This window comes from Exiguobacterium sp. MMG028 (genome assembly GCF_027947425.1).
Lineage (GTDB): Bacteria > Bacillota > Bacilli > Exiguobacteriales > Exiguobacteriaceae > Exiguobacterium > Exiguobacterium aestuarii_A.
The window spans coordinates 1,224,185-1,249,965 of the sequence record NZ_JAQJIN010000001.1 but is presented as its reverse complement, the minus strand read 5'-3'; the positions used below and the strand labels follow the sequence as shown (position 1 = coordinate 1,249,965).

25 protein-coding genes are annotated in these 25,781 nt (G+C 49.3%); 15 read left to right on the top strand and 10 right to left on the bottom strand.

The genetic code is table 11. The features are described 5' to 3' along the window. Window positions 1-18 precede the first annotated feature (18 nt). Window positions 19-924 (bottom strand): MBL fold metallo-hydrolase, encoded by a 906-nt coding sequence (locus PJK55_RS06540; RefSeq protein ID WP_271305168.1) that lies wholly within the window; start codon window positions 922-924, stop codon window positions 19-21. 367 nt (window positions 925-1,291) lie between these two features. On the opposite strand from PJK55_RS06540, the gene abc-f reads away from it, so the two are divergent. The 3 genes from abc-f to PJK55_RS06525 all read left to right on the top strand — a co-directional run bounded on the left by abc-f (window position 1,292) and on the right by PJK55_RS06525 (window position 4,771). Next, window positions 1,292-2,989 carry a ribosomal protection-like ABC-F family protein gene (gene abc-f / locus PJK55_RS06535; protein WP_271305167.1) on the top strand — a complete coding sequence of 566 codons (1,698 nt, stop codon included), beginning with the start codon at window positions 1,292-1,294 and terminating at the stop codon, window positions 2,987-2,989. A gap of 11 nt (window positions 2,990-3,000) precedes the next feature. Beyond that, on the top strand, window positions 3,001-3,759 hold the full coding sequence (locus PJK55_RS06530; protein ID WP_271305166.1) for a hypothetical protein: 759 nt from the start codon (window positions 3,001-3,003) through the stop codon (window positions 3,757-3,759). 109 nt (window positions 3,760-3,868) lie between these two features. Continuing rightward, window positions 3,869-4,771: a cation diffusion facilitator family transporter gene (locus PJK55_RS06525; RefSeq protein ID WP_271305165.1), complete on the top strand. Its 903-nt coding sequence runs from the start codon at window positions 3,869-3,871 to the stop codon at window positions 4,769-4,771. Window positions 4,772-4,806: 35 nt separating this feature from the next. Here PJK55_RS06525 and PJK55_RS06520 read toward each other — a convergent pair whose 3' ends face one another. The 3 genes from PJK55_RS06520 to PJK55_RS06510 form a co-directional block, all read right to left on the bottom strand. After that, window positions 4,807-5,946: an alcohol dehydrogenase catalytic domain-containing protein gene (locus PJK55_RS06520; protein ID WP_271305164.1), complete on the bottom strand. Its 1,140-nt coding sequence runs from the start codon at window positions 5,944-5,946 to the stop codon at window positions 4,807-4,809. A 99-nt stretch (window positions 5,947-6,045) separates the two neighbouring features. Then, window positions 6,046-6,891, bottom strand: a complete 846-nt coding sequence (locus PJK55_RS06515) for a metallophosphoesterase (RefSeq protein ID WP_271305163.1) — start codon at window positions 6,889-6,891, stop codon at window positions 6,046-6,048. 91 nt (window positions 6,892-6,982) lie between these two features. Continuing rightward, entirely contained in the window at window positions 6,983-7,396 is a 414-nt protein-coding gene (locus PJK55_RS06510) for an organic hydroperoxide resistance protein (RefSeq protein WP_074032719.1), read from the bottom strand. Window positions 7,397-7,513: 117 nt separating this feature from the next. Here PJK55_RS06510 and PJK55_RS06505 point away from each other — a divergent pair, with 117 nt between their 5' ends. Together PJK55_RS06505 and PJK55_RS06500 are read left to right on the top strand one after the other, a co-directional pair. After that, window positions 7,514-7,966: a MarR family winged helix-turn-helix transcriptional regulator gene (locus PJK55_RS06505; protein ID WP_271305162.1), complete on the top strand. Its 453-nt coding sequence runs from the start codon at window positions 7,514-7,516 to the stop codon at window positions 7,964-7,966. A gap of 13 nt (window positions 7,967-7,979) precedes the next feature. After that, a complete protein-coding gene (locus tag PJK55_RS06500) occupies window positions 7,980-8,894 on the top strand; it encodes a CAP domain-containing protein (protein WP_271305161.1) in 915 nt (304 codons plus the stop codon). Window positions 8,895-8,929: 35 nt separating this feature from the next. On the opposite strand, the gene PJK55_RS06495 is transcribed toward PJK55_RS06500, so the two are convergent. Beyond that, a complete protein-coding gene (locus PJK55_RS06495; RefSeq protein ID WP_271305160.1) occupies window positions 8,930-9,403 on the bottom strand; it encodes a glutathione peroxidase in 474 nt (157 codons plus the stop codon). Between the two features lie 161 nt (window positions 9,404-9,564). On the opposite strand from PJK55_RS06495, the gene PJK55_RS06490 reads away from it, so the two are divergent. Continuing rightward, window positions 9,565-10,083 carry a VanZ family protein gene (locus PJK55_RS06490; protein WP_271305159.1) on the top strand — a complete coding sequence of 173 codons (519 nt, stop codon included), beginning with the start codon at window positions 9,565-9,567 and terminating at the stop codon, window positions 10,081-10,083. Between the two features lie 295 nt (window positions 10,084-10,378). After that, a complete protein-coding gene (locus tag PJK55_RS06485) occupies window positions 10,379-11,680 on the top strand; it encodes a murein hydrolase activator EnvC family protein (protein WP_214819321.1) in 1,302 nt (433 codons plus the stop codon). A gap of 34 nt (window positions 11,681-11,714) precedes the next feature. On the opposite strand, the gene PJK55_RS06480 is transcribed toward PJK55_RS06485, so the two are convergent. From PJK55_RS06480 to PJK55_RS06470, 3 genes are all read right to left on the bottom strand, one after another. Beyond that, the gene (locus tag PJK55_RS06480) at window positions 11,715-11,885 is read right to left on the bottom strand and encodes a hypothetical protein (protein ID WP_271305158.1); all 171 of its coding nucleotides are present in this window, start codon (window positions 11,883-11,885) and stop codon (window positions 11,715-11,717) included. 43 nt (window positions 11,886-11,928) lie between these two features. After that, complete coding sequence (locus tag PJK55_RS06475) at window positions 11,929-12,774, bottom strand: GNAT family N-acetyltransferase (RefSeq protein ID WP_271305157.1); 846 nt, start codon at window positions 12,772-12,774, stop codon at window positions 11,929-11,931. Between the two features lie 70 nt (window positions 12,775-12,844). Then, window positions 12,845-14,053 (bottom strand): dicarboxylate/amino acid:cation symporter, encoded by a 1,209-nt coding sequence (locus tag PJK55_RS06470; RefSeq protein ID WP_271305156.1) that lies wholly within the window; start codon window positions 14,051-14,053, stop codon window positions 12,845-12,847. A gap of 217 nt (window positions 14,054-14,270) precedes the next feature. Between PJK55_RS06470 and zapA the strand changes: the two genes are divergently transcribed. From zapA to PJK55_RS06440, 6 genes are all read left to right on the top strand, one after another. Beyond that, a complete protein-coding gene (gene zapA / locus PJK55_RS06465) occupies window positions 14,271-14,492 on the top strand; it encodes a cell division protein ZapA (protein ID WP_015881047.1) in 222 nt (73 codons plus the stop codon). 8 nt (window positions 14,493-14,500) lie between these two features. Beyond that, a complete protein-coding gene (locus PJK55_RS06460) occupies window positions 14,501-15,037 on the top strand; it encodes a CvpA family protein (RefSeq protein ID WP_271305155.1) in 537 nt (178 codons plus the stop codon). Window positions 15,038-15,104: 67 nt separating this feature from the next. After that, the gene (gene polX, locus PJK55_RS06455; protein WP_271305154.1) at window positions 15,105-16,799 is read left to right on the top strand and encodes a DNA polymerase/3'-5' exonuclease PolX; all 1,695 of its coding nucleotides are present in this window, start codon (window positions 15,105-15,107) and stop codon (window positions 16,797-16,799) included. Between the two features lie 15 nt (window positions 16,800-16,814). Next, window positions 16,815-19,169 (top strand): endonuclease MutS2, encoded by a 2,355-nt coding sequence (locus tag PJK55_RS06450; RefSeq protein ID WP_271305153.1) that lies wholly within the window; start codon window positions 16,815-16,817, stop codon window positions 19,167-19,169. Between the two features lie 12 nt (window positions 19,170-19,181). After that, a complete protein-coding gene (locus PJK55_RS06445) occupies window positions 19,182-19,592 on the top strand; it encodes a DUF350 domain-containing protein (RefSeq protein ID WP_271305152.1) in 411 nt (136 codons plus the stop codon). Between the two features lie 140 nt (window positions 19,593-19,732). Then, window positions 19,733-20,194, top strand: coding sequence for a hypothetical protein (locus PJK55_RS06440; protein ID WP_271305151.1), 462 nt, complete (start codon window positions 19,733-19,735; stop codon window positions 20,192-20,194). A gap of 39 nt (window positions 20,195-20,233) precedes the next feature. Here PJK55_RS06440 and PJK55_RS06435 read toward each other — a convergent pair whose 3' ends face one another. Beyond that, window positions 20,234-23,458: an ABC transporter permease gene (locus PJK55_RS06435; RefSeq protein WP_271305150.1), complete on the bottom strand. Its 3,225-nt coding sequence runs from the start codon at window positions 23,456-23,458 to the stop codon at window positions 20,234-20,236. Then, window positions 23,451-24,143: an ABC transporter ATP-binding protein gene (locus tag PJK55_RS06430; RefSeq protein WP_271305149.1), complete on the bottom strand. Its 693-nt coding sequence runs from the start codon at window positions 24,141-24,143 to the stop codon at window positions 23,451-23,453. The genes PJK55_RS06435 and PJK55_RS06430 overlap by 8 nt, the downstream gene beginning before the upstream one ends. Window positions 24,144-24,296: 153 nt before the next feature. Between PJK55_RS06430 and PJK55_RS06425 the strand changes: the two genes are divergently transcribed. After that, window positions 24,297-24,497 carry a hypothetical protein gene (locus PJK55_RS06425; protein ID WP_214757262.1) on the top strand — a complete coding sequence of 67 codons (201 nt, stop codon included), beginning with the start codon at window positions 24,297-24,299 and terminating at the stop codon, window positions 24,495-24,497. Between the two features lie 165 nt (window positions 24,498-24,662). Beyond that, window positions 24,663-25,193 carry a hypothetical protein gene (locus PJK55_RS06420; protein ID WP_271305148.1) on the top strand — a complete coding sequence of 177 codons (531 nt, stop codon included), beginning with the start codon at window positions 24,663-24,665 and terminating at the stop codon, window positions 25,191-25,193. Window positions 25,194-25,781: the final 588 nt, after the last annotated feature.

Genomic DNA, 25,781 nt, shown 5'->3' with positions numbered 1-25,781 from the left:
ATGAAGGGAAAGGAAAAACTATAGGCGGATGCTTTCCCCGTGCGACTTGATCACAATTTGGTCACGGTCCAGTTTTGCAGCCGCGACGAGCCGGTGATACGGCTCCTCGACCGGCTCATAAGAAAGAACGAACGTGTCCCAATGCATCGGGAAGAAGCGCTTCGCCCCGCTCTCTTTGTACATCATCCAAGCCTGTTCGGGGGTGCAGTGCGCCTCTTGGAACGAGTCCGGTTGGTAAGCGCCGATTGGGAAGAACGCGAGGTCAATCGGTTCACGATCAGCGAGTCCTTTGAAGGAGTCGGTATACGCCGTGTCTCCCGCAAAGAGCATACGGATCCCTTTGTATTTGAGGAGATAGCCGTTATAGCCCATATGTTTGTCCCATGGGAAACGGTTGCCCCAATGCTTGACAGGGATGGCTCGGACATCGAGTCCGTTCGCCAAAGTCACTTTGTCATGCGGATGCAGTTCGAGCGTCTGCAGGCTCGGGTATCGACGGAGCAGGCGACTCGTCCCTGGAGCGGAGACGACGATCGTCTCGCGGGTGATGAGTCGTTTTAAACTTTTATGGTCAAAGTGGTCCATATGGGCGTGACTGAGCAAGATGACGTCAACCGGTCCGACATCCTCGATGGAGAGGGCGGGGGCCGTGTGACGTTTCATGCCGATTGTCAGTGGTCCTAAATGGACACCGATTCGTTTAGAGAAGACGGGGTCCGTCAAAATTTTGAGTCCATACCAATGGATGAGGACGGTCGAATGGCCAATCCACGTCGCTTGCACATGCGTCTCATCGATGGTTGTCAGTTCTGGACGTTCCGGCCATTTAAAACGTGGGCGGGGGAGCCGTCGTTTGAATCGTGTATAAAGAAACGTTCCGACGCTCGCCAAGACGGCACTCGGAACGAGGATGCGTCGACGCATCATGCATCACCTCACTGTTCGAATATACTGTCATCATAACGCGGGGAAGAGGGCATCGCATCCGCCTAAAGGAGTAGAAAAAATGGGAGATTGTGGGGTGTGCTCTTGCGAATCCGCTTTCAATTTGATAAGGTGGCAGTAACTTAGGAAAGAGAGGTACACCGTGCCATGAAAAAAACACGTTCACTCCAACGATGAGACGAATCATCACTGTTCGCTTGAACAGTCACGGGTGAAGTGTGTCCATTTTTCAAGTGCGGGAAGTGCTCTTTTTCCTCTCTGAACGGATTCCTTCACACCACCGCACTTTGAGCGGATGGTGTTTTTTGTTTCATCACGTATCGGAAAAATGAGCGAGGTGAAACAGATGTTAGCTATGAAACAAGTTCGGTTCGATTACGACCGGAAACCATTATTTGAAGCGGTCTCGTTTGAGGTCGCAGCCGGAGAACGCGCTGTGTTATTCGGGCTGAACGGGAGTGGGAAGACGACGCTCTTCCGACTCGTGACAGGGGAATTGATGCCACAAGCAGGGACGATTGACTGTCACGGTGAAGTCGGGCTCGTCCGACAGACGATTGAATCCGAAGATATGTCACTACTCGAATGGGTGATGCGGAGCGATCCTGAACGGTATGCCCTTTATGAAGAGGTGTCCTCTGGCGATGAGGTACGAGTCATGCGTTCTTATGAACGAGCGCTGTCACTCGATGTGTATAACTTGGAGCAAGAGGCAATCCAAGCGTTGACCCGACTCGGGTTGGACGGTCAGCTCGACCAAAACATCAACGATTTGAGCGGGGGAGAGAAGACACGGGCGCAACTCTCGACGTTGATGATGAAGCAGGTCGACGTCGTCCTACTCGACGAGCCGACGAACCATCTGGATGTCGAGTCGATTGACTGGCTCACGAAATGGCTGAACCGGTTCGAGGGAACGGTGCTGATCATCTCTCACGACCGTCAACTGATGGATGATGTTGCGACGGTCATCCTCGAACTGTCGGATGGGGAAGTCACCAGATATCCGGGGAACTATACGGCGTATCGACGTCAAAAAGAGGATGAACGTCTGCGTGACGAGCGAGCCCATGCCCGCTACGTGAGCCGCAAAACAGAATTGCTCGATATGATTGCCCAGTACAAAGGCTGGCACTTGAAGGCGAAAGCGACAGCCAGTGTTCGTAGTCCGGGTGCGCAAAAAGGAGCGGCCAATCTCGCTGTTAGAATGAAGGCGAGGGAACAGAAGCTCAAACAGCTTGAAGACAACCGTCCACGAAAGCCGAAAGAAGAGAAGGCCATCTCCGTCCAATTTGCGGCAGATGAGCTCGAAGCGAAGACGTGGTTGACGTGTGAAGAGGTGACGTTTGGATACGACAAGTCATTCTATGAACCGATTTCCTTCTCGATTCAAAAAAGTGAACGCGTCTCCATCATCGGACCGAATGGAAGCGGAAAGACGACGTTATTGAATGTGCTGATTGGTGAACGAGCACCGCTTTCAGGTGTGATCAAGCGGCATCCTCGTCTGAAGATTGGGTATTTCTCGCAAACGCTCGAACGTTTACCGAAGACGGGGACACTGCTCGATGCGTTACTCGCCCAGAGTGACATCGGGGAGACAGAGGCTCGGACACTGCTCGCTCACTTTTTGTTCCGTCGGGATGAGGTGCATCGGCCTATCGACGAGGCGAGTATGGGTGAGAAGTGTCGGATTGCCTTCCTGATTCTCTATTTCTCCGACGCGCATCTGTTGGCACTCGACGAACCGACGAACTATTTAGATGTGGCGACACGGGAACAAATCGAGACGGCATTGTCCGTGTACCCGGGTGGATTGCTTCTCATTACGCATGACCGTTATTTCCATCGCTTGACCTCGCGGACGATCGAGCTCGGTAAAACGATTCGTATTCGTGAGAATATGGAGAACGATGAACCGGTCGATGTCGAGCAGATGATGCAAACGATGGACGAATTGACAAAATACGACTTGAAATTTTTTGACGAGGCAGGAAACCTCCTACCATTTGACGAAACGAGTGGAATGAATCGAATCGAGTAGGAGTGAAGAACATGAATGGAGGAAGATTGTCGCGCGCGACGACACGAAAGCGTAAACGAGTATTCCGGGTGACGACTGCGGTAGCCTTGGTCCTCGCTTTGGTCGGTATCATCGCGTTCGCGGCACTGATCGACAAAAAAGAAAAGTCTGCTTTACCGAAATCAGATGAGATTGCGACCGAGATGGTCGATTCCGAGTCGGAACAACCGACCGATACCGAAACCGAGTCTGCAGATACAATCTATATCGGGCAACCGTATACGAAAGTCTATGCAGATGACCGTGTCGCGGTCGTCTATGAGGCCGACCTCGGTGATCGTTTCGAACGTTTGGAGACGGTCAGTGGCTTCGTGAAAGTACAGTTGAATGAGCGCATGACGGGGTGGGTCACGGAAGAGAGTGTGACGACGGAAGCTCCGGCATTGTCGGACGATGACGTAATCGCCGCATGGCAACAAGTCGTCCCGAGCGCTTCGGAGACCGTCCTTGATTGGATCGGCAAAGATGTGGCGACCGTGCGCGCCGAACTCGGTAGCCCGGCTGCCGTTCAGCGTGACCAAGTGAACGAATATCATTTCTATGATGGATTCTTCTTGATGGTACGGGACCAAACAGTGCGTGCCGTCGATTGGGACCGTCAGGCAGTCGTGACGCCTGACGTGACACCGACGAACGAACAAACAACTGGGATTTGGTACGAAGGGGAGACGGTTCAGTTGAAGCTGTTCCCATACAGCGGTGTGATGCGCGTGCGTCTCGAGCACAAGTGAGACAAGACGGGAGAGGAATCTCCCGTTTTTTTATGTTTTTTCATTCAAATGAACGTTTGAATGTTTCGTGGAAATGGAATAAGATAAGAAGTAGAAGGAGGCGTCAGTTATGGGACATCATCATGATCACGACCATCACCATCATCATTCCACGAATCAGCGTGCGCTGTTCCTCGCTTTTCTGTTGATTGCGACGTTCATGGTCGTCGAGGTCATCGGCGGACTATGGACGAACAGTTTGGCACTTTTATCCGATGCGGGGCATATGCTCGGGGATGCGGCGGCTTTAGGACTCAGTTTCCTAGCTGTCCGATTCGGGGCGAAGGCGGCGACACCGAACCGGACGTTTGGATATCGACGCTTTGAAATTTTAGCGGCATTCATTAACGGGCTGACCTTACTCGTCATCTCGATCTATATTTTAATTGAGGCATATCAGCGCTTGAGTGCCCCACCGGAAATTTTGAGTGGGGGAATGCTCGCAGTTGCCATCATCGGACTACTCGTCAATATCCTCGCTGCTTGGATTTTGATGCGTGGAGAAAAAGATAATTTGAACGTGAAGAGTGCGTTGCTTCACGTGTTCGGAGACTTACTCGGATCGGTCGGTGCCATTACGGCAGCACTTTTGATCATGTCGTTCGGATGGACGTGGGCGGACCCGGTCGCGAGTGCGTTTGTCGCTATCCTCATCTTGATTAGCGGCTATCGCGTGACGCGCGATGCGATTCACATCCTGATGGAAGGGTCACCGGAACAAATCGATGTCCGGGCGATGCAAGCAGAGATTGCAACAGTCGAAGGAGTGAAAGAGGTACACGACCTGCATGTCTGGTCAATCTCTTCGAGTGAGCATGCGGCGACGTGCCATGTGTTGATTGGAGAAGACACGGACGACCAGGCCGTGTTACGTCAAGTGACGGAACGGATTCGTAAATATGGGACGTTCGAGCGCTCAACGGTGCAAGTCGAACGGGAACGACAATGTTGCGAGGAGCGTATCATTTGGTAAAGAAAGTGGTGTCAGTGAAAACTGACACCACTTTCTTATGGTTTCAAGACCACCTTAACGCAGTCATCTAAATGTTCATTAAATAAGTGATAGGCGTTAGCAGCTTCCTCAAGGGAGAGGCGATGCGTAATGATGTCGGTCGGATCAAACTTTTTATCCACAATCATCTGAAACAGCTCAGGCATGTAGTGAATCACAGGTGCTTGACCAGTTTTTAAAGTGACGTTACGAGTGAAAAAGTCGCCCATCGGAAATTGGTTATATTTCATTGGGTAAACGCCAGTGAGTTGGACGACCCCGAATTTGCGAACAGCTTCTTTCGCCACTTTGATTGCGCTAAGTGTTCCACCTTGAATCATAAGTTTCTGTTCTATTTTTTCAATAGGAGATTTTTTTCCGTCAATGCCCACACAGTCGACGACTACGTCTGCTCCGCCACCAGTTATTTCATAAATATATTTCCCTGTTTCGGTCGGGTCTTTTAAGAGAACTGTTTCGACTTTATTCGAGAGTTTGGCCCGGTTTAATCGATAAAGTTCAGGGTCCACAGCAATAACCCGCTTGGCACCGCGTACCCAGGCCAATTTTTGTGTCATTAACCCGACAGGACCGGAACCAAGGACGACCACAGTGTCACCTGCTTTCATACCGGCATTATCCAGACTCCACCAAGCGGTAGGAATGACGTCAGATAAAAAGAGAAGCGCTTCATCTTCAAGTTCACACGATTCAGGAATAACAAGTGGCATAAAATTGCCGTAAGGAACCTTTAAAAATTCTGCTTGTCCACCAGGGTGATCACCGAATTGCTCAGTATATCCGAACAGACCGCCGGCATCTGTATGTGGAGCGTGATTAGAATTATCACACTGGCTCTCCATCTCATTCGTACAATAAAAACAGTGGCCACAAGATACGTTACATGGAAGTACGACTCGATCGCCTTTTTTGACCTTTGTTACATCAGGTCCGGTCTCTTCGACAATCCCCATCGGTTCATGACCTATGATGAATCCATGGCGAGTAGGCATATTCCCTTGGTAGATATGAAGGTCTGATCCACATATAGCCGTAGAAGTAATCTTTACAATAATTTCTTCACGGTTTTCGATCTCAGGATCTTTCACATCTTTTACTTGAATTTTCTTAGCTCCTTGATATGTTACGGCACGCATATTTAACATCTCCTTCTTTTACAAAGACGGGTTGATGACAACAAAGTGTCTTTACCCTTCTTTAAAAAAAGTGAAGCAATATACAAAAAATTCAAGGACTTATTTTTTTCCGTGCACATCAATCACCACAATCTCTGGCGGGTTGAAAATGCGCGGTACGTTGAAACTATAATTGAATCCCCGTCCGATCACGTGGGTGAACGTCTCGTGTTCATAAAGACCGCCTGCATATTTCGGGAAAAATCCTTGGTCAGGGGCGAATAAACCGTTCAATAAATATGGGATCCTCACTTGTCCGCCGTGGGCATGACCGGACAAGACGAGGTCGAATGGTAAGTCGGCATACGTGTCGACCTCTTCGGCACGGTGAGAGAGGAGTAAGTTGAACGTCTCGTCCGGATCCACGTCTTGCATGGCCGTCGCGACGTCGGTTTCCCAACTCCCATAAATATTTTCGGTATATGTTCGTAACGGATCTTCTAATCCCCCGATGACGAGATTGATCCCATTGATGGTGATCGGCTCCCATTCGTTTTCGAGAACGGTCACCCCGTGAGAGCGAAATACATTCTTGGCATCATGACGAATATAGTCGGCGGAGTCATCAATCTCATGATTCCCGGTTACGAAATACATCGGCGCAATGCCAGCGAGTCCCTCGACGAGCTCGAAAGCAGGTTCAGGAGAACGATAGCGGTCGAGCAGGTCCCCCGGCAGGGCGATCAGATCCGGCTTTTGGGCTCGGACTTGATCGATCAAAATCGATTGCTTATAACCGTACGAGGCGCTATGTAAATCGGAAAGGAGCACGATGCGAAGCGATTCATCCGCTGACAGCTTGTCAGACGGCACGTCGTACGTCTGAACGGTCAGCGCATTATACGTCGCTGTGAACAGCAAGATACCGAGCGCGACAAACACGAACGTCGATTTATGTTTCTTCATCACGGCTCCCTCCCTTCATTGTGCCTCTATCTTACCCCGACACGTAGGGGGAAGCAAAAAAAAATCCCGCTCCTACGAGCGGGATGGATGATTATGCTGCTTTGGCTGTCAATTTCACATCGACATTGCCGCGCGTCGCTTTTGAATAAGGGCACACTTGGTGTGCTTCTTCAACGAGGCGTTCTGCTGTCGCTTGGTCGACACCTTTGATTTCGACTTCAAGCTCGACTGAAATGAAGAACCCTTCATCGTTTTGGTTCAATGTGACATGACCTGTGACGCTCGATCCGTCTGTCTTCACACGTTCTTTCCCGATGATGAGGTTGAGGGCACTACCGAAGCAAGCCGCATATCCCGCTGCGAAAAGTTGTTCCGGGTTTGTCGCACCGTCGACGTGTTTCGCGCCTGGCATTGAGACGTCCATGTCGATGACGCCGTCTGTTGATTTCACATGACCTTCGCGGCCACCGATTGCAGTTGCTGATGCTGTGAATAGTGATTTCATGATTCAATTCCTCCATTTCGTTTTAAACAATTAAGTTGTGCACAATTTAAATTATAGAGCAGTCAAAAAGTTTCGCAAGTGATATGCTTGGCTAAAGAAGAGTACGGAGGATACCGCATGGAACAATCATTAAAGCTAGAACATCAAATCTGTTTTCAACTGTATACCGCTTCAAAAGAGCTTACCCGTTTATATCGCCCAATTTTAGAACCGCTAAACCTGACATATAGTCAGTATCTGGTCATGCTCGTCTTATGGGAAGAGGATGGCATCGATTTGCGTCAGCTCGGAATGAGGCTGACACTCGACTCGGGCACATTGTCCCCCCTCGTGAAACGATTGATTCAAATTGGGTATGTCGAAAAGAGTAGGGCGACAGACGATGAGCGAAAAATCGTCGTCCATTTGACCGATCGCGGCAGCGCGTTGCGTGAGCAGGCGGCCGATGTGCCGTTACAAGTCAGTGGTATGCTAAATATAGACGAAGCGACATATGTCGCATACATGGAGATGCTCACCGATATCAAAGAGAGACTTCATGATTTCGGAGAGCGTCAGCGCGAGCAGTAAGGAAGGAGGAGCCATGTTTCGAAAATTGATCATCCTCTTGATGGGGATTGGATTGTATATGGCTTGGCAATATGAGATGCCGAACGTCTCTGCCCCGACGAGCATTCAAGTCGAGTCTGAGGTAGCGACGGAACGTGCGACGGATGCACCGAAGTTTACGAGCCAATATGCCGGGCATGATTGGTACCTTGTCGAACGTGGCGGAGATCGTGGTCTTGAACTCATTGACGAGGACGGCGCCAAAAAAGGATTTTATCAGTTCGAGACCGGAAGCGCGTATCGCGGTCTCGTGCTCGATGAGACGACGCGTGACCAAGTCGAGGAAATCGGCTTTGAGAAAGTGACGTCTTACAACAAAGGATTGAATCGCTACCTGATCCCGGACGATCCATCCTTTTCTGTATTTGCGATTGATGGACAATATGTCACGCTCTTCTTCGATCAACATGACGATGACCGCTTGAAAGGGGTCTTGTCGGTTGATCGCCGAGTGGAAGAGGCGAGTGACGGTTACTACGGTGACATTTCCGCAGAAGGGACCGTCGCGAACGAACAGTTGATGCGGATCTTGATGAACTGGGACCGTGAAAAATATGACTTGAGTGCGCTCGCCGATTATGAGCCGCTCTATCCGGTCGTCCGGGCGCACAGTCAGAACATGGCGGAGAACGACTTCTTTAGTCATACGGACCCGGAAGGACGCGACCCGTTCGACCGAATGGATGAAGCGGGACTGTCGTACTCGATGGCCGGAGAGAACTTGGCGATGGGACAGATGAGCGTATTCCATGCGCATTGGGGGCTGATGAACTCGAAGGGGCACCGTGAGAACATCATGCAACCACGATTCAGTCATGCTGCCGTCGGACTCGCCTATAATGATGAAAACAGTCCGTTCTATACGATTAACTTTATTACCCCTAGATAAAAGGATGACTCCACCTCGGAGCCATCCTTTTTGTGTCAGATGAGTTTTTTAACCGCATCCTCAATCTCAGCCGGTGTGGTCTGTGGCGAGAAGCGTTCGACGACGTTTCCGTCACGGTCGACTAAGAACTTTGTGAAGTTCCATTTGATTGTTTTCGATCCGAGCAGTCCAGGTGCTTCTTTTGAGAGATACGTGAAGAGTGGGTGCGCGTCTTTGCCGTTCACATCGACTTTCGCAAACATCGGGAACGATACGCCATAGTTGAGCTGGCAAAACTCCTGGATCTCTTCATTTGAGCCCGGGTCTTGATGTCCGAACTGGTTGCATGGGAAACCTAGAATCTGAAGGCCTTGCCCCTTGTATGAGTTGTATAGTGACTCGAGACCTTCGAATTGTGGTGTGAATCCACACTTACTCGCTGTATTGACGATGAGTAAGACGTCACCCTTATATGTAGCTAACGGTTGTGGCTGTCCTTTCATGTCCAATGCTTCAAAATCATAGATCATGTCTAATCCCCCTTTTTCTTTAGTATACCAAGAGAGTAACGAGGTCACGACTTTGAACGCGTCGCGTGCAATCAAATTGTTATGAAATCATGATGTCGCTGTTACATATTTCGTGGTGTACAATCCGTATAATGAAACTCGTTGTAGAAAGGAACGGTGTTATGCGACTTTTTAAAAATGAATTTATATGGATCGCGCTCATTTTGATTGGATTATTCTTCTCGAGTGCGACACCTTACTCAGATCAGTCCATCGTTTCGCCACTCGAGCGATTCGATTGGAGCTGGATCGAACCGACGTTAGCGAACGTCGAGTTTGACTATGCAGGCAAAGAAGTGTCACTCGACACGTTAGGGACAGTCGGACTCATCGAGTTCTTGATGCGGAAAACGGCACATTTCGTTACCTTTTTCGCTCTCGGAGCCTTGTTCGTTAAGGCGATTTCGAGAACGAACCTTCATGCCGGGCTGATCCTTTTGTTCGCTTGGACGCTTGCCAATACGGTCGCCATCTTTGATGAGTATCATCAGAGTTTGACACCGGAGCGGACGCCGTTACTGCAAGATGTCCTATTGGACAGCAGTGGGGCGATTGCTGGAGTAGTGCTCATCGGTGGCTTCTTATTACTTCGTTCAAAACGAAAACGAGGGAAACGAGCTGGGTATGTCGCATTAAGGTAGTCAAAAAATGATATAGGTTGTTATGTGAAAAGCGCTTTCTTCAAGTGCTTTTTTTATGTTGAAAACTATTTTGTGACAACGAACCAAATAAAATATTGTCTATACCCACGTTTTTTAAGGGATAAAACCTAAATTAGGTCAATGTCATACGAATGAAATATAAGTGTAAAATAACTTTTGGTTTAGATTGCTATAATGAGTCTCAGAGCGAATGAAATTTCGCAACTCATCTTAATAGAAAATACTTGAACGACTATAGATAGAAAATACACGGGAATCAGCGGAGGGAAGCACATTGGGTAACTTGAAGAAATTTGCAGCCACAGTCACTCTAGGCGCACTCTTGATCGGCGGAACGTCACCGACTTATGCAGCCTCACTTACAGAGAAGCAGAAGAAAGTACAAGAACAACGACAAAAGAATAGCAGCGAGCAGTCAAAAGCAAACTCTTCAATTCAATCACGTGAGCAAGCCATCAGCAAAGAGCAACAAGAGATCAACAAGTTAGATGCTGAACTCCAAGACGTCATCAACGATGTCGCTCAGAAAAAAGCTGAAATCCGTGCAACTGAAGAAAAAATCAAACAGCTTCAAGAGCAAATCAAAAAATACGAAGCAAAAATGAAAGCACAAGAAGAACTCATGAAAGACCGTATGGCGACGATGCAAAAGAACGGTGGCTCGTCAGTCAACTGGGCTGAGTTCATCTTCGGTTCAAAAGACTTCGGAGACTTGATCACACGTATGATCACAGCTGGTACGATCCAAGAGAACGACCAACAAATCTTCGAAGAATATGAAGCAACGAAAGAAAAACTTGCAAAAGCGCAAGCTGAATTAAAAGCAGAACGCGATTCACTCGTGAAGCAAAAAGAAGAACTTGAAAAACGCCAAAAAGAGCTCGATCAAAAAATGAAAGAGCGCGCAGCGAAAATCAAGAAACTCGAAGCTGAAAAAGTGAAATTCGAATCAAAACTCATGAGCCTACAAGAGATGGAAGATACGCTCAAAGCTCAAGAGAAAGCGATTCAAGCAGAAATCGAAGCACAACGTCGTGCTGAAGAAGAAGCACGTCGCGCAGCGGCAGAAGCAGCAGCTGCTAAGAAGCAACAAAGTGCAAGCTCAAGTAACAGCGGTTCTAGCGCTTCAGTGTCAACACCTGTAGCATCTGCACCAGCGAGCGGCGGGATGTTCCAACGTCCGGCAAGCGGTAGCCTCACACAAGGGTGGGGACCAGCGAGCGGCGTAAACGGCTACACATTCCACAACGGTCTTGATATCGCTGCAGGAGTTGGTACGCCAATCTATGCAGCAGCTACTGGTACAGTCACACGAGCTGGATGGGGTGGCGCATACGGAAACCACGTCATGATCACACACGTCATCAACGGACAAGTGTGGACGACAGTATACGCACACATGAGCTCGGTCTCAGTTAAAGCAGGTCAACGCGTGTCGCAAGGTCAAAACCTTGGCGGCATGGGTAGCACAGGGAACTCGACAGGTTCACACCTTCACTTCGAGATTCACCGTGGTGGTTACTCATGGTCATCATCAAGTGCAGGAAACACAGTCAACCCAGCATCATTCTTCTAATCAACACAAATACAGTGATCGACGAACGCGTCGATCACTTTTTTGTTGCCTGATACACGATAAACGTCAGAAGTGCGGCACCGATCACACTGAGCCATAGCGTATCGAAGTTTGGGTCATCGAGGATGCTCTGTCCACCGACGATCAACATATAAAGAAGGAGTGCCACGCCAAGTGCACGTAAAATAATTCGGAATCTAGCCATGAAAAATCGCCTCCCCCTAATAGTATAGGGGAGGCGATTCGTTTCATCTAGCGAGTCGGACCCAGGCAGAGTCCATGATCTGTTCGTAGCCAACTTCTTGATAGATTTTGTTTGAGGTCGGGTTCGTCAAGTCCGTATAGAGGACACAGAACGATTTCGTCTCAAGTAACTGGCGGCTAAGGTCTGCAACGAGACTTCGCGCGTAACCTCTTCCACGTGCGTCAGGTGACGTATAGACGAAGGAGACGGTGATGCCGTTCTCGGTCGGACGTGCACGTTTCGCACACGAGACAGGCTGTCCGTCGACTTCCCAAAAGACGGCTTCTTCCCTGTCAAGCATCGTCTGCACAGCTTTCGTCACTTTTTCGGGTGGTGACGAACGGAGTCCTGACTCGGCTTCAAAGGCGCTATACCAGGCTTCGAGCTGTGCTTGGTCGGCTGTTGTCGCTTTTCGCATGTGACCGTTCGCCATCTCGATGTCTTCCACCTCGTCGAGTCGATAAAGACCTTGTGACATGAACATCTCACTCGACCCAGATGTGATTTCTTGCCACGTTTTCCCGAACCGTTCGGCTTGAGCACGTTCTGAGACCACCTCGGTGAACGGGATCTCGTTTTCGAGAAGGTGCGGGATGATGAAAGCGGGGAGTTTTTCCTCTTGTTCGGAATCCACGACGATGTAATGGAGCGGATGGGGCGGTGTCACTTGAAGGATAGCGAGGAGTTCACCATTCTCTTCGACGGTGAATTGATGAAACGTCTCATAGATGCCTTGAATCACGTTGTTCAATACGCCAATCATGAGGCTGTTCTTGGCTTCTTCTTTTAACAAGGCGTCCATGACGCGGTCAGCGAAGTGATGCGGGTCTTTCCATTCAATCCATTCCATATGTATCTCTCCTATTCGATGTAGGCAAAAACGGACAAACCTGTTGGCTTGCCCGTTTATGCGTTGTACGTTATGCGATATCTTCTTGTTTCGACGATGTGTTGTCGAGAAGTTTCGTGTTGTGTTTGAAGTAGTGGATAATTTTTGCGATGGCACCGTCACCTGTGACGTTTGTAGCTGTTCCGAAGCTATCTTGCGCCAAGTAGAGTGCGATGACCAAGCTTTGCATCGTCGCGTCGAACCCGAGGATCGAGCCGAACAATCCGAGCGATGCCATAACGGCTCCACCTGGAACACCAGGTGCTGCAATCATCGTCACACCGAGTGCGAGGATGAATGGAAGGACGATTGCGTATGACATCGGCATGCCGTTCAAGTACATGAGTGCGACACCGACCGATGTGAGTGTGATCGTCGAGCCTGACAAGTGAATCGTTGCCGAGAGCGGGATGACAAAGTTTGCGACACCCTCATCCGTGTTGTTCAATTTCGCTTGGCGAAGCGTGACAGGAATTGTCGCGGCCGATGATTGCGTCCCGATGGCTGTGAAGTAAGCCGGCATCATCGTCTTGAGCAACTTGAACGGATTCTCTTTGTTGAGACCACCTGCGATTGAATATTGAATCATAAGCATCGTCAAATGAAGGACGATGATTGTGACGAAGACGAGCGAGAACACCGAGAGGATCTCAGCGACCTGACCAGCGTACGTCATGTTCATGAAAATTCCGGCGATGTGGAATGGGAGTAATGGAATAATGACTTTACTGATTAAGAGTTCGATGATATCGCGGAAATCCATGGCGAGGTCGAGTGACCGTTTGCTTTCGATCGCGGCGATCCCGATCCCGATGACGAAAGCTAAAATGAGTGCGGTCATGACACCGAATACCGGTGGGATCTCAAATTCCATGAACCCTTTCAATAAGGCTTCTTCTGGGTTTTCGGCTCCTTCCGTCGACCGTGTCAAAATTTGCGGGAACAAGTTGCTCGTTGCAAAATATGCGAGCGTCCCGGCGACAATTGTAGAGATATAAGCAATCAGTGCTGTAAGTCCAACTAATTTTCCTGCTCCTTTTCCGAGTTCCCCGATACCAGGGATAATGAAAGCAAGAATGATCAGTGGGATAGCGAAGCCTAAGAACTGCCCGAAGACCGTGTTGAACGTCACGAACGTCCGAACGATCCAGTTCTGACTTTCTGGTACGATGCTCCCGAGCAGAATCCCGAAAGCGATCGCGATGATGATGCGACCTAAGAGGCCAATGCGTAATTTCAAATCAATCACCCTTTCTGTTTGTTTGAATAGTTGATATTTTCGCACATTTTACGGAATGATGCCACCATCTCTTTCAATTTTCCTGAAGAAAGACGTTTGACAACTTCATAGAAGGGTAATAGAAAATGTTGTACATATCAAGGGAAGGGGCTTCTCCTTTTCCTAATATAAAAACGATGTTATGATTAATGCTGACAGACGTAAAGGAGGGGTGCGCGTGCAGTTACAACGAACAACGATTCACATTGCGGGTCAAGACTATACGATCGTGAGCGAAGAACCCGCTGATCATGTGAGGGAAGTAGGCTTTTTGGTCGACAGTAAGATCCGCGAGATTCGTGAACAATCCCCTCATTTAGATGCTCGTCAGGCGGCGGTCTTGGCTGCGATTCAAATCGCGAGCGACCACGTCAAAACTAAACGAAATATGGGAGAATAAATCAATCCATGGTTACGCTACTTATATTGTTTTTCTTGTTTATTGGAATCGTCAACGGCTTCCGTCGTGGCGCGATTCTACAGCTCGGCCATTGGGTCGCGCTCATCATCAGTTTTCTCGTCGCGAACACGTACTATAAAGATTTAGCCGAAGCGTTCAAGCTCTGGATCCCGTATCCGTCTCAGCTTGATGGAACGCTACCTGGCGGCGTCTTGGACCTCAACTCGCTTTCAGGAATTGAGATGACGTTTTACAATGTCTTTTGGTTCGTCGTCTTGTTCCTCATCACGAAACTCGTCTTGCATCTCATCTTGGCGATGCTCGACTTCTTGACGGACTTGCCAGTCTTGCGCCAATTAAAAGGGTTGATCGGAGCAGTCCTCGGATTCTTCGAGGCATATGTCATCACATTCTTCATCCTTTGGGTGATTGCATTCGTGCCGATGGCAGGCGTTCAAAATGCCGTCGACAATTCGTCGCTTGCGACATTTATCATTCAAGACACGCCATATCTATCGGATTGGTTTTCAAATAAGATGTTGTGACACGACAGGCCGGAATGCAAGCTAGTGCTTGTATCTCGGTCTTTTCTGTGTGAAGAGGGGGAAGCATATGAATAAAGTAGAAGCGATGATGTTGCTCGAGAAGATCGCGCAATATATGGAAATCAAAGGGGAGAACCCGTTTAAAATCAATGCGTTCCGTAAGGCCGCAACGGCTCTAGAGAATACAGACCTCGAGCTCGAGGACATCGACGACTTGACGTCCATCTCAGGGATTGGCAAAGGGACGGCTGCCGTCCTTGAGGAGTATCGGGATACAGGTCGCAGCGAAGTGCTCGAGGCGCTGCAAGAAGAGATCCCGTTCGGCTTGATGAAGCTCTTGAAAATTCAAGGACTCGGCGGGAAGAAACTCGCCAAACTTCGAGAAGTCGGGGTCATCGACTTAGAGTCTCTCATCCGTGTACTTGAAGACGGGACGGCGGCTTCGCTCCCGGGATTCGGCGCGAAGAGTGTCGAGAAGTTACTCGCCGCAGCGAAGAACCTCGAGTCGCGTCCGGAACGATTGGCCTATGCGGTCATGCGACCGATCGTCGAAGAAATCAACGACGTGTTGGAGAAAGAAGAGCTCGTCTTGCGTCATTCGGTCGGGGGGAGCTTCCGTCGAGCAGAAGAGACGTGTAAAGACCTCGACTTTATCATTGCGACCGAGGAGCCGATCGCACTTCGGGAGAAGTTGCTCGCCTTGCCGTTCATCAATGAAGTGATCGCGGCAGGGGAGACGAAAGTATCGCTCGTCCTCGAACGTGAGGAAATGGTGTCGGTCGACTTCCGTATGGTCGAGCCGGGCGCATTCGCCGCGACGCTTCACCATTTCACGGGCTCAAAAGACCACAACGTCCGCATGCGCCAACTCGCGAAAGCGAAAGGGGAGTCGATTTCGGAGTACGGAGTCGAAACGGCAGACGGACTGTGGCAACCTGAAACGGAAGAAGAGCTGTTCGAGCGGTATGGTCTCCCGTTCATCCCACCTGAACTTCGGGAAGGACACGCTGAGTTCGAGCACGACTTATCAAAACTCGTCACGCTCGAGGACATCAAAGCAGATGCGCATATGCACACGGTCTGGTCGGACGGGAAGTTGACCGTCGATGAGATCGTCGTGGCGATGAAAGGACGCGGCTATGAGTGGATGGCCATCACCGACCACGGGAAGTATTTGACGTTCGTCAATGGCTTGACCGAAGATCGACTCGAGGCACAAGGTGAGGAGATCCGTGAAGCCGCAAAGAAACATGAGATGAACGTGTTGCGTGGCGTCGAGATGGATATCCGTCCTGATGGGACGCTCGACTACGAACCAGAATTTTTAGAGACGCTCGACTATGTCGTCGCCTCGATCCATTCAAAGATGGACCAATCCGTCGACGAAATCATGGCACGTCTCGAGAACGCTTGCCGTTCACCATACGTCAACGTGATCGCGCATCCGACGGGACGACTCATCGGTCGCCGCGACGGTTATCCGATTGACGAGGACAAGTTGATCGCCCTCGCAAAAGAGACGGGGACGGCGCTCGAGTTAAACGCGAACCCGAACCGCCTCGATTTGACGGCCTCGACGCTGAAGAAGGCGAAGGCGGCAGGCGTCAAAGTAATGATCAACACCGACACACACCACCCGGACATGATGGAAGATATGGCACTCGGCGTGTTACACGCACGGAAAGCCTATCTCGAACCATCGGATATTATCAACTGCTTCTCGTTTGAAGACGCCAAGGCGTTCTTTGCGGCGAAGCGATAGAAAGGAACATGCTAGATGGACCACGCGTTACGCGTATTAGAATATGAAAAATTGCGCCAACAGCTTGCCGGACACGCGTCGAGCTCGCTCGGGAAAGATTTGGCGCTCAAGATGCAACCGGACTACTCGTACGACCGGGTACTCTCGAATTTGAATGTAACGAAAGAGGCGACCGAGGTCGTGCGTCTCCGTGACCGTCTGCCGCTCGGTGGGCTCACAGACGTCCGCGCGGAAGTGAAGCGGGCCGCCATCGGCTCGGTCCTTTCGACGAGCGAACTGCTCGCCGTTGCCGCCGTCATGTATGGCGGGCGTCAAGTGAAGAACTTCTTCGAGAAGCTGCACGAGGACAACGAAGAGATTCGGATTCCACGTCTGGATGAGTATGCGGACAAGTTGACGAAGCTCATCGAAGTCGAACAGTCGATTCGTCATGCAATCGATGACCAAGGGACGGTCCAAGACTCGGCGAGCTCACAACTTCGGGGACTTCGGACACAGCTCCGAAGCTATGAAGGCAGTGTCCGTTCACGAATCGACAACATCCTCCGCAACAACGCGAAGATGCTTTCAGACGCCATCGTCACGATTCGAAACGACCGCTATGTCGTGCCGGTCAAACAAGAGTACCGTCAAGCGTTTGGCGGAATCGTCCATGACCAGTCGGCTTCCGGTCAGACGCTCTTCATCGAGCCGCAAGCCATCGTCTCGATCAACAACGAGATTCAAGAAGTTCGCTTGAAGGAACGCGCTGAAATCGATCGGATTTTGAGTGCACTCTCGAACGAGGTCGGTGGGGTGCATGATGCAATCATGACGAACCTCGATGTGTTGGCCGAACTCGACTTTATCTTTGCGAAAGTCGCTTACGGACAAGAGATGAAAGCGACCGAGCCGAAGTTGAACGACAACCGTGAGATCAAGTTGAAACAAGCACGTCACCCGTTCATCCCGAAAGATGAGGTCGTGCCGATCACGGTCGAGCTCGGCGAAGACTATACGTCGCTCGTCATTACCGGACCAAACACCGGCGGGAAGACAGTCACGTTGAAGACGATTGGACTCCTCCAGTTGATGGTGCAGTCAGGCCTCTACGTGCCAGCAGAATTCGGAACAGAACTCTCTGTGTTTGACGCCGTCTATGCCGATATCGGCGATGAGCAATCGATTGAACAGAGTCTCTCGACGTTCAGCTCGCATATGACGAACATCGTCGGCATGCTCGACAAGATCGACTTCATGTCACTCGTCCTCTTCGATGAGCTCGGTGCCGGGACGGACCCGCAAGAAGGGGCTGCTCTCGCCATCGCGATTCTCGATGAAGTGAAACGTCGCGGGGCACGTGTCGCGGCGACGACACACTACTCAGAACTGAAGGCATACGCCTATAACCGCGAAGGCGTCATGAACGCCTCGATGGAGTTTGATATTGAATCACTCAGCCCGACGTACCGTCTCTTGATCGGTGTACCGGGTCGCTCGAACGCTTTCGAGATCAGCCGTCGCCTCGGATTGTCCGAGCAAGTCATCGACAAGGCGCGAAGCCACGTCGGTAGTGACGCCGAATCGGTCGAATCGATGATCAACGAGCTCGAAGCGGCGAAACAACGCGCCGAACAGCTCGAACAAGAACTCCTCGTCAAACGCCATGACTTCGAAGAAGAGCAAGCAGCGTTCGAAGCGAAGATGACCGAATTCGAGCGCGAACGCGACAACTTGTACAGTGCGGCTGAGGCGAAAGCCGAGAAGGCCGTCGAACAGGCGAAGCGTCAGGCGAACGAAGTCATCGACCGCTTGAAGAAGCTTCGGGAGCAGGGCATCGTCAAAGAGCACGAGATTATCGCGGCGAAGAAAGAGCTCGAGTCGGCCAAACCGACGCTTCAAGATAAAAAGATCCAAAAAGTGAAACAAAAAGCCCAACAGAAACGTACGTTCAGTAAAGGCGAAGAAGTGAAAGTGACCACGTTCAACCAAAAAGGCTACATCGTGAAACAAATCAACGACAATGAGTATAACGTCCAAGTCGGCATCATGAAAGTGAACGTCAAAGCGGACGACCTTCAGAAGATCGGTCCATCGAATGAGAAGCCGCTTCAATCGAAAGGAAGCTCGCTCAAACGTCAGAGTTCGACGAAGTCCGAGCTCGACCTCCGCGGCGTCCGTGTCGAGGAAGGTCTCATGCGTCTAGATAAGTATATCGATGAAGCACTCGTGTCGGGCTATGACAACGTCCGGATCATCCATGGTTTAGGTACAGGAGCGATGCGTCAGGCGACACAAGAATTTTTAAAAGGACATCGTCACGTGAAGAGTCAACGCCCGGGAGGAATGGGCGAAGGTGGACTCGGTGTCACGGTCGTCGAACTGAAGTAAGGGGAGTCGGGAATGGGTACGATTACGTTTGCCGTCATGCTGGAGTCGTTCGGCCTCTATTCGATGGCGGGACTGATGATTATCGTCGGTCTTGCCATCTTCGAGGTGACGACGCCATACAGCAACTGGCGCGAGATTCAAAAAGGAAATATCGCTGTCGCCTTGGCGACAGGTGGGAAGATTGTCGGTCTCGCCAACATCTTTCGTGTGGTCGAGAGCTATCATGATAGTACGATCGACATTTTCGTCGGTGGAGGATTCGGCTTCATGTTGCTCCTCGCGACGTATTGGTTGTTTGAATTTTTGACACCGACACTGAAGGTGAACGACGAGATTCAAAAAGGAAATATCGCCGTCGGACTGTTGGCATTCTTGCTGTCGATCGGGGTCTCCCTCGTCGTCGGCGCGGCATTGGTGAGGTGAAGACATGGTATACGAACGATTGGCAAAAATCTTGTTCATCGGGGCCGGGCTGTTCTTAGTGGCAGCGGCACTGTGGTATATCTTTTATTGAATGGAAAGCGATGTCGTGAGGCATCGCTTTTTGACTAGGGGGCGAATGAATGATTGATCTACACCATCTCATGACGGCAACGGATTACGTACTCGACACGGAATCCTTCCAAATGAAGAATGAAGCGTATTATCCTCTAGAGTGGACGTTCTTCGGAGCTCCGGACCCGACGATGCTCCTCACATGGGGTGCTGAGCGTGACCGCATCCGGATCCGTTTCGAACAGTATGCGCTCTTTCTTGGAACACTTGAAGAGCACGGTCTGAAGGAAGAAGGATTATGGAACGATTACCCAATCGTGAAGCTGACGACGTCCCGTTTCATGTCATACGTACATGAAGAGATGGGAACAAATCGAGTGAACAGCGAGCGGGGGACGCTTTCGCATTATGTCATCCGCACAATCGAGCAGGAGTTTCATGTCCTGGCGTATGAAGACCCGACCGTAGAAGATTTAGGGAAAGTCGGGGACACGGGGGTACGTGTCGAAATCGTAGAAGAAGCCGAATAAAAACAACGTCGCCTCGACTCAGGGGCGACGTTGTTTCGTTTACGGTACATCAATTTTGACGGTATACACTTTCGGCATGGCGTCGCTTGACGCATACAAGACGAGCGTCTTCTCTTTCTCTGGGACGAGGAAGACTAAATCAACTTCAGATTTCTCGCCTGTGAAATAACGAAAACCGTTCTTGAACGCTTTTTTGTTGTGGTTGACCATATCGACTGGACTATATTTTGTCCCATCTGGTGTATACATACGGAATCCGTTTGGACGATATTCCATATAGCCACCTTGACCGTCATCTGAGTGGAAGAGGGAGAGCGGGAGACTCACGAATAGCTTACCATCTTCCGGTTCGGTTCCGTCCGGAGAGGCGAAAACAGGTTCACCCACTTGGAATTCACGTTTCTTCATTTGTGGATCCCCGATAAACGTTTGGAACGTGCCAAGGTTCATGATTTTTTGAAGGTCATCTTCTTTCGGTGTGGTGGCTTTGGCTTCTTTCGGTTTCGTGTCTTTCAAGTCGGCCTGTTTCGCACCCGTCGTCTGTGCGGTCGGGGCTGGTGTCGATTTCGCCTCTTCCGTGACCGGCTTGACTTCTGGTGACGTGAAGACGAACAAGCTGATGATTCCGACGACGAGTGCCGTCGCTGTCGTTCCGAGGACGAAGCGGAAGCGTTTCTCGACTTGTTTTTGGTTGACCACATGCCCACCGATGGCTTCAGCCGGTGTGATGCGTACCGCACGTTCAGCAGGAAGCAGTGCACCTAAGACACCTGTCACGACCGGGATGAGAATGGTCACAAACAAGAATGGTAGCTCTGACGTCGGGAACTGTTGATACATGATGGTGACGATGATGATGGTGAACGTCACACCGAGTAGTCCGGCGAAGAATCCGGTCAATGCGCCTTCTGTCAAGACGAGACGACGGATGGACGTATTCTGCCAACCGAGCGCTTTCAAGACGGCGAGTTGTGGTTTTCGTTCAGAGACGTTTTGCCACATGATCTCGGTTGTTGTGAGCATCGCAATCAGTAAGGCGACACCCATGGCGACGTAATGCATTGTCCCGACTTCAAGTGCCACGAATTCCCCGATCCACGTCGTATACAAGACACCTTGGAGGCGGAACGTGACGAACAAGAAGAAGCCGAAGAGACTCGTCGGTAAGGCGATGGCAAGAATCGACAACAACGTACGTGGCCAATACGTCACGAGTTGGTTTAAGCTCATGCCCACGCTTGAGCGCGAGCGGCCAAGACGTCGTCCTTTTGAGACTTCACCGGACTGCATCGTTTCATATGGCTTGATGCGACGGACGAGTCGGATCGGGATCAGTGTCCCGAGCCAGTAAATCAAGAGACCGGCGAGTCCAATCAAGAGGATACGGGTAATCGATGTCGAGCCGGCTGCCGTCCAAAGGAACGTCCCGAGAATCATCCACGAGATGAGCGCGACCATCGACCCGAGGATCGTGGCTTCTAAGAATAACAGTTTCGAGAGCTGACTCGGACGCCAACCGAGCGACAAGAGGATGGCGAACTCTTTCTTCCGTGCGTACAACATGATGATGTTCGAGCTGAACACATATAACATCGCGACGAGGATGACGCTCGCGACGACACCGGAGAAGCCGAGTTTCGCTTCTTGGAAAATCGTGATCGACGACCCGATTTTAATCCATGGCTGCTGAATCCAACCGAGCGAACTTTCTCCTTTTAATCCTGGGAGATACGTGACGGCATATTGTGGAGACGAACCGAGCGTGACGTCGGTGATGAGACCGGTCTTGTCCTCAATCTCTGTGGCGACCGCTTGGAGCTTCGCTTCACTTTCTTCGTTCAAGACGTCCACGCCTTTCACGTTGACGCGAATGGCTGAGATGGCCTTGTCACCGGCGATGGCGAACGCCGCATCGAGTGTCGTCAACATCGAAGGTGGCTTCGTCAAGAAGCTATACGGGTTATTCGTCGGTTTAACGGTCGTCGGTGGGTTGACCGGCTCGTCTTTCGAATTCATGACCCATTCGGCGCTTGCCGGGAAATATGTCTCCATCGGAAGTTCCGTCAACGGATCTTTTGACAGCTTCAGTTTCGATGGGTCGAATAGTCCGATGTAGTTATATCTCACTTTCGGCGCATCGTTGAGGTCTTCCGCGTATAAATTGGACTTGCGATACATACTTTCTTGGCCATAAGCGACGCGCCCCTCAGCGAGGAACGGCTTGATTTGATACGAATATGGCCAACGTTTCGGGAACGGACTCGTCACACCTTCATAGACGAGCGGTGATGCCTTCTCGGCAATCCACGTATATTCCATGGTGAGACGAGGGTCTTGTGGCTGCGGTTTTCCTTCTAGAATGTGTTTCGTGATGTTGTCGTGCATTTGTTGTGCTGTAAAGTCGTATGAGGCGACTTTTGTCCCTTCCAAACTATCCAGGTATTCCTCTTTTCCGTTCTCTAAATACGTATCGATGAATTTTTCTGCGTCGCTCGTATCGGCATCGACTTCTTCGATGGTGTAGTTGATCGAGGCATCGACATAATCTTTTGTACTCATTAAAATCGGGATCGTCATGACCTCTTCATCGTAAGGCTCTGGGAGGTCTTCTTCATTGAAGTAACGACTGAACTCTGTCGCTTGTACGGCATCGTCTAACCCGACGAGTTTCGCTTCGGCGACCGGGTCAATCCCGGCGAGCATGACGTCGCTCCCATAATTGAGTGGAAACTCTTCGTTCAGGGCGGTCGGGCCGATGCCGATATGGGTGGTATCGCCGTTTGGCATCCAGCCAACCCAAAAGTAGGCTTTCAAGTCTTGGAAGTCATTGATTTTTTCAATGCCCGTATCGATGAGCGTATTCATCTTGAGGCGATAGAGACCCGCTTTATCAAACGTATGCGTTTGCGTGAACGAACTCGAATAAGTCGACCCGATCATGGCAATCGGTGCTGCGACATCGATGTCGGCAATCTGTTGAATCGTCTCGTATTGTTCGCGCGTGATCCCACCTTCGAGTCCGCTCATATAGTTTGGCTCGAGCAAGTTCAAATCTTCCGTCACGCTTCGGCTGCCTTCCGGACGGACGACGATGTGATAAGACGAGTCCCAACGCTTCTGTAGCTCGTTGACGACGGTCCCGTTATTCGCCTGGGTCACGCCGAGAAGGTAGCTGAGCCCGGTACTGACGATGAGCATCCCGACCATGAGCAGGATGAACCGTTCTTTATTCCGCCACCACGAGTTCCAAATGAACTTAAGCATGATGGACGTCGCTCATGGCAACGACCTGCCCGTCGCGCATCTCGATTTTTCGGTTGGCTCGGTCAGCGAGTTCCGGGTCATGGGTGACGAACAGGACGCCACATCCGTTCTCCCGATTCAATCGGATTAATAGATCAAAAATGACGTCACCCGTATGTGTATCGAGGTTCCCCGTCGGCTCATCGGCGAGGAGCCATTTCGGGCGATGAATGAGGGCACGGGCGACGGCGACGCGTTGTTGCTGACCGCCTGACAGTTGGGACGGTAACGAATCGACTTTGTCGCTGAGACCGACTTCTTTCAACAGTTCGAGCGCACGTTCATGGACGTCGTAATCGACTTTTCGTCCGAAGAGCGGAGACATGACGTTCTCAAGCGCTGTCAGTGTCGGGATGAGATGGAACTGTTGGAAGATGAAGCCGATGTTCTCGAAGCGGAAGTCCGCGAGTTGTTTCGCAGAGAGTGTCGAGATCGGTTCGTCGTTGAAGAGCAACGTGCCCTCTGTCGGGCGGTCGAGTGTACCGATCAGACTGAGGAGAGTCGACTTCCCAGACCCCGATGGTCCGATGATGGAGATAAAATCCCCATGCTCGAAGCGGAGGTTGATGTCTTGTAAGGCGACCGTTTTGACGTCACCCGTATCAAACCGTTTTGTTAAGTGTTCGCATGTGAAGTGATAAGCCATATCGTTAAATCTCTCCTTTAACTAATATTTAGTGAAAATATGTAAGAGGACGTAATATTCTGACTATTTTCAGATTAGAGGAAAAACATTCCAATGTATAGCTGTATTTTTTTCAATGGGGGAGCGGGTATAGAAGAGTGAGGAGGAGAGAAGATGAAATCATTCGAAATTGAATTCCATTTAATTAATGAAGAAGTGCTGACGTATATGGTGGAAGCTGATACACGATATGAGGCATTGGAGTCGATTTACCAATCATTTCGGCATGCGAGCGATGGATTCGTACAATTTGAGGACGAGTTGATTGTGATGTTAGATCATGTGGCGTATGTGAAGGCGTTTGAGGTGGATTAAAGTTATTTATAAAAATTTGCAGAAATAATATTATTATTTTTCTATAAAGTTATATTATTAATAAAATCGAATTTTAAAAAATGATTTACCATTAAATCTAAATTATCCTTGATTAAGAAAATAATAATAGTAAAGTAATATTATTACTTATTAGGAGGTATTTAAATGATAAAAAATGGTGGTAAGGGAAACTCTACAGTGACGGGTATTCTTTATGAAGAAAAAGTAGATATTTTAAATAGCCTAGATACAGTAGAAGGGTACTCTATAAAAAATAAAAGTGAGATTTTTTACGATGGTGAAAAGATTGCATCTGCATATCCCAAAAGTAAGTTATATTCAGAATTCTTGAACGAGAAGGGAGTAAAATATAAGTCAAGAATCGGTAGAAAAATACTTCCCGATCAAGCTATTTTTATAGAAAGTACTGAAACTATGAATATTATAGAAGTTAAAAAACAGACAGTTGCTGGTTCAGTAGATGAAAAAATTACAACTTGTCATTTTAAAAAACAGCAATATGAAAAGCTTTTAGATGGACTGGTTTCTAAAGTAGAATTTATTTATTGCTTATCACCGTATTTTGATGATGTTAGATATAATGATGAACTATCATATATAAATGAAGTTGGATGCCAATATTATTTTGAAGAAATCCCCCTAAACGCTTTAGAATTACCAGATAATTCAAGATGAGTTTGTTACTAAAAAAGAACAATTCATAAACTTATCTTCCTCAAAAGCTAGACAAGGGAAATGACAAATCCATTTATCTGATTTGAACTGCACCCAATTGTTAGTTTTTCTAACAATTGGGTGCAGTTTTTTTATGCGTTCAATAAGCATTTGTTTATACGAAAAACTGAATGCTATATATTGGGGAGAATAGGTTGGTGGAAATAAACAATGAAGGCTCATTATCTGTTAAATTACATTCTGGATGTGGTAAATAAGATTCAACATCACTTAACACATTGAAAACTTGATGAAATAAAGAGCCTACATCAGCATCAAAATTACGACTAAGTCGTCACTTACTGCAAAAGGAAGAGCAAAAATAACAAGTTCATGCTAGAAAAATGCAGGATTGACCCATAATAGGTCTCAAGGTAGACGTTGTTCCGCCTACAAAGGCTATTTATTAGGATAATTCTAATGGGATAGGTGTATTTGTATGGATTACTGACTAAGAGTGAACTAACCTCTTGGTGTTCAATACCAAAACATATCGTTAGACAACCATGAATGCCTTCAGTAACGATTTAAGTTTTATAGAATACTGGT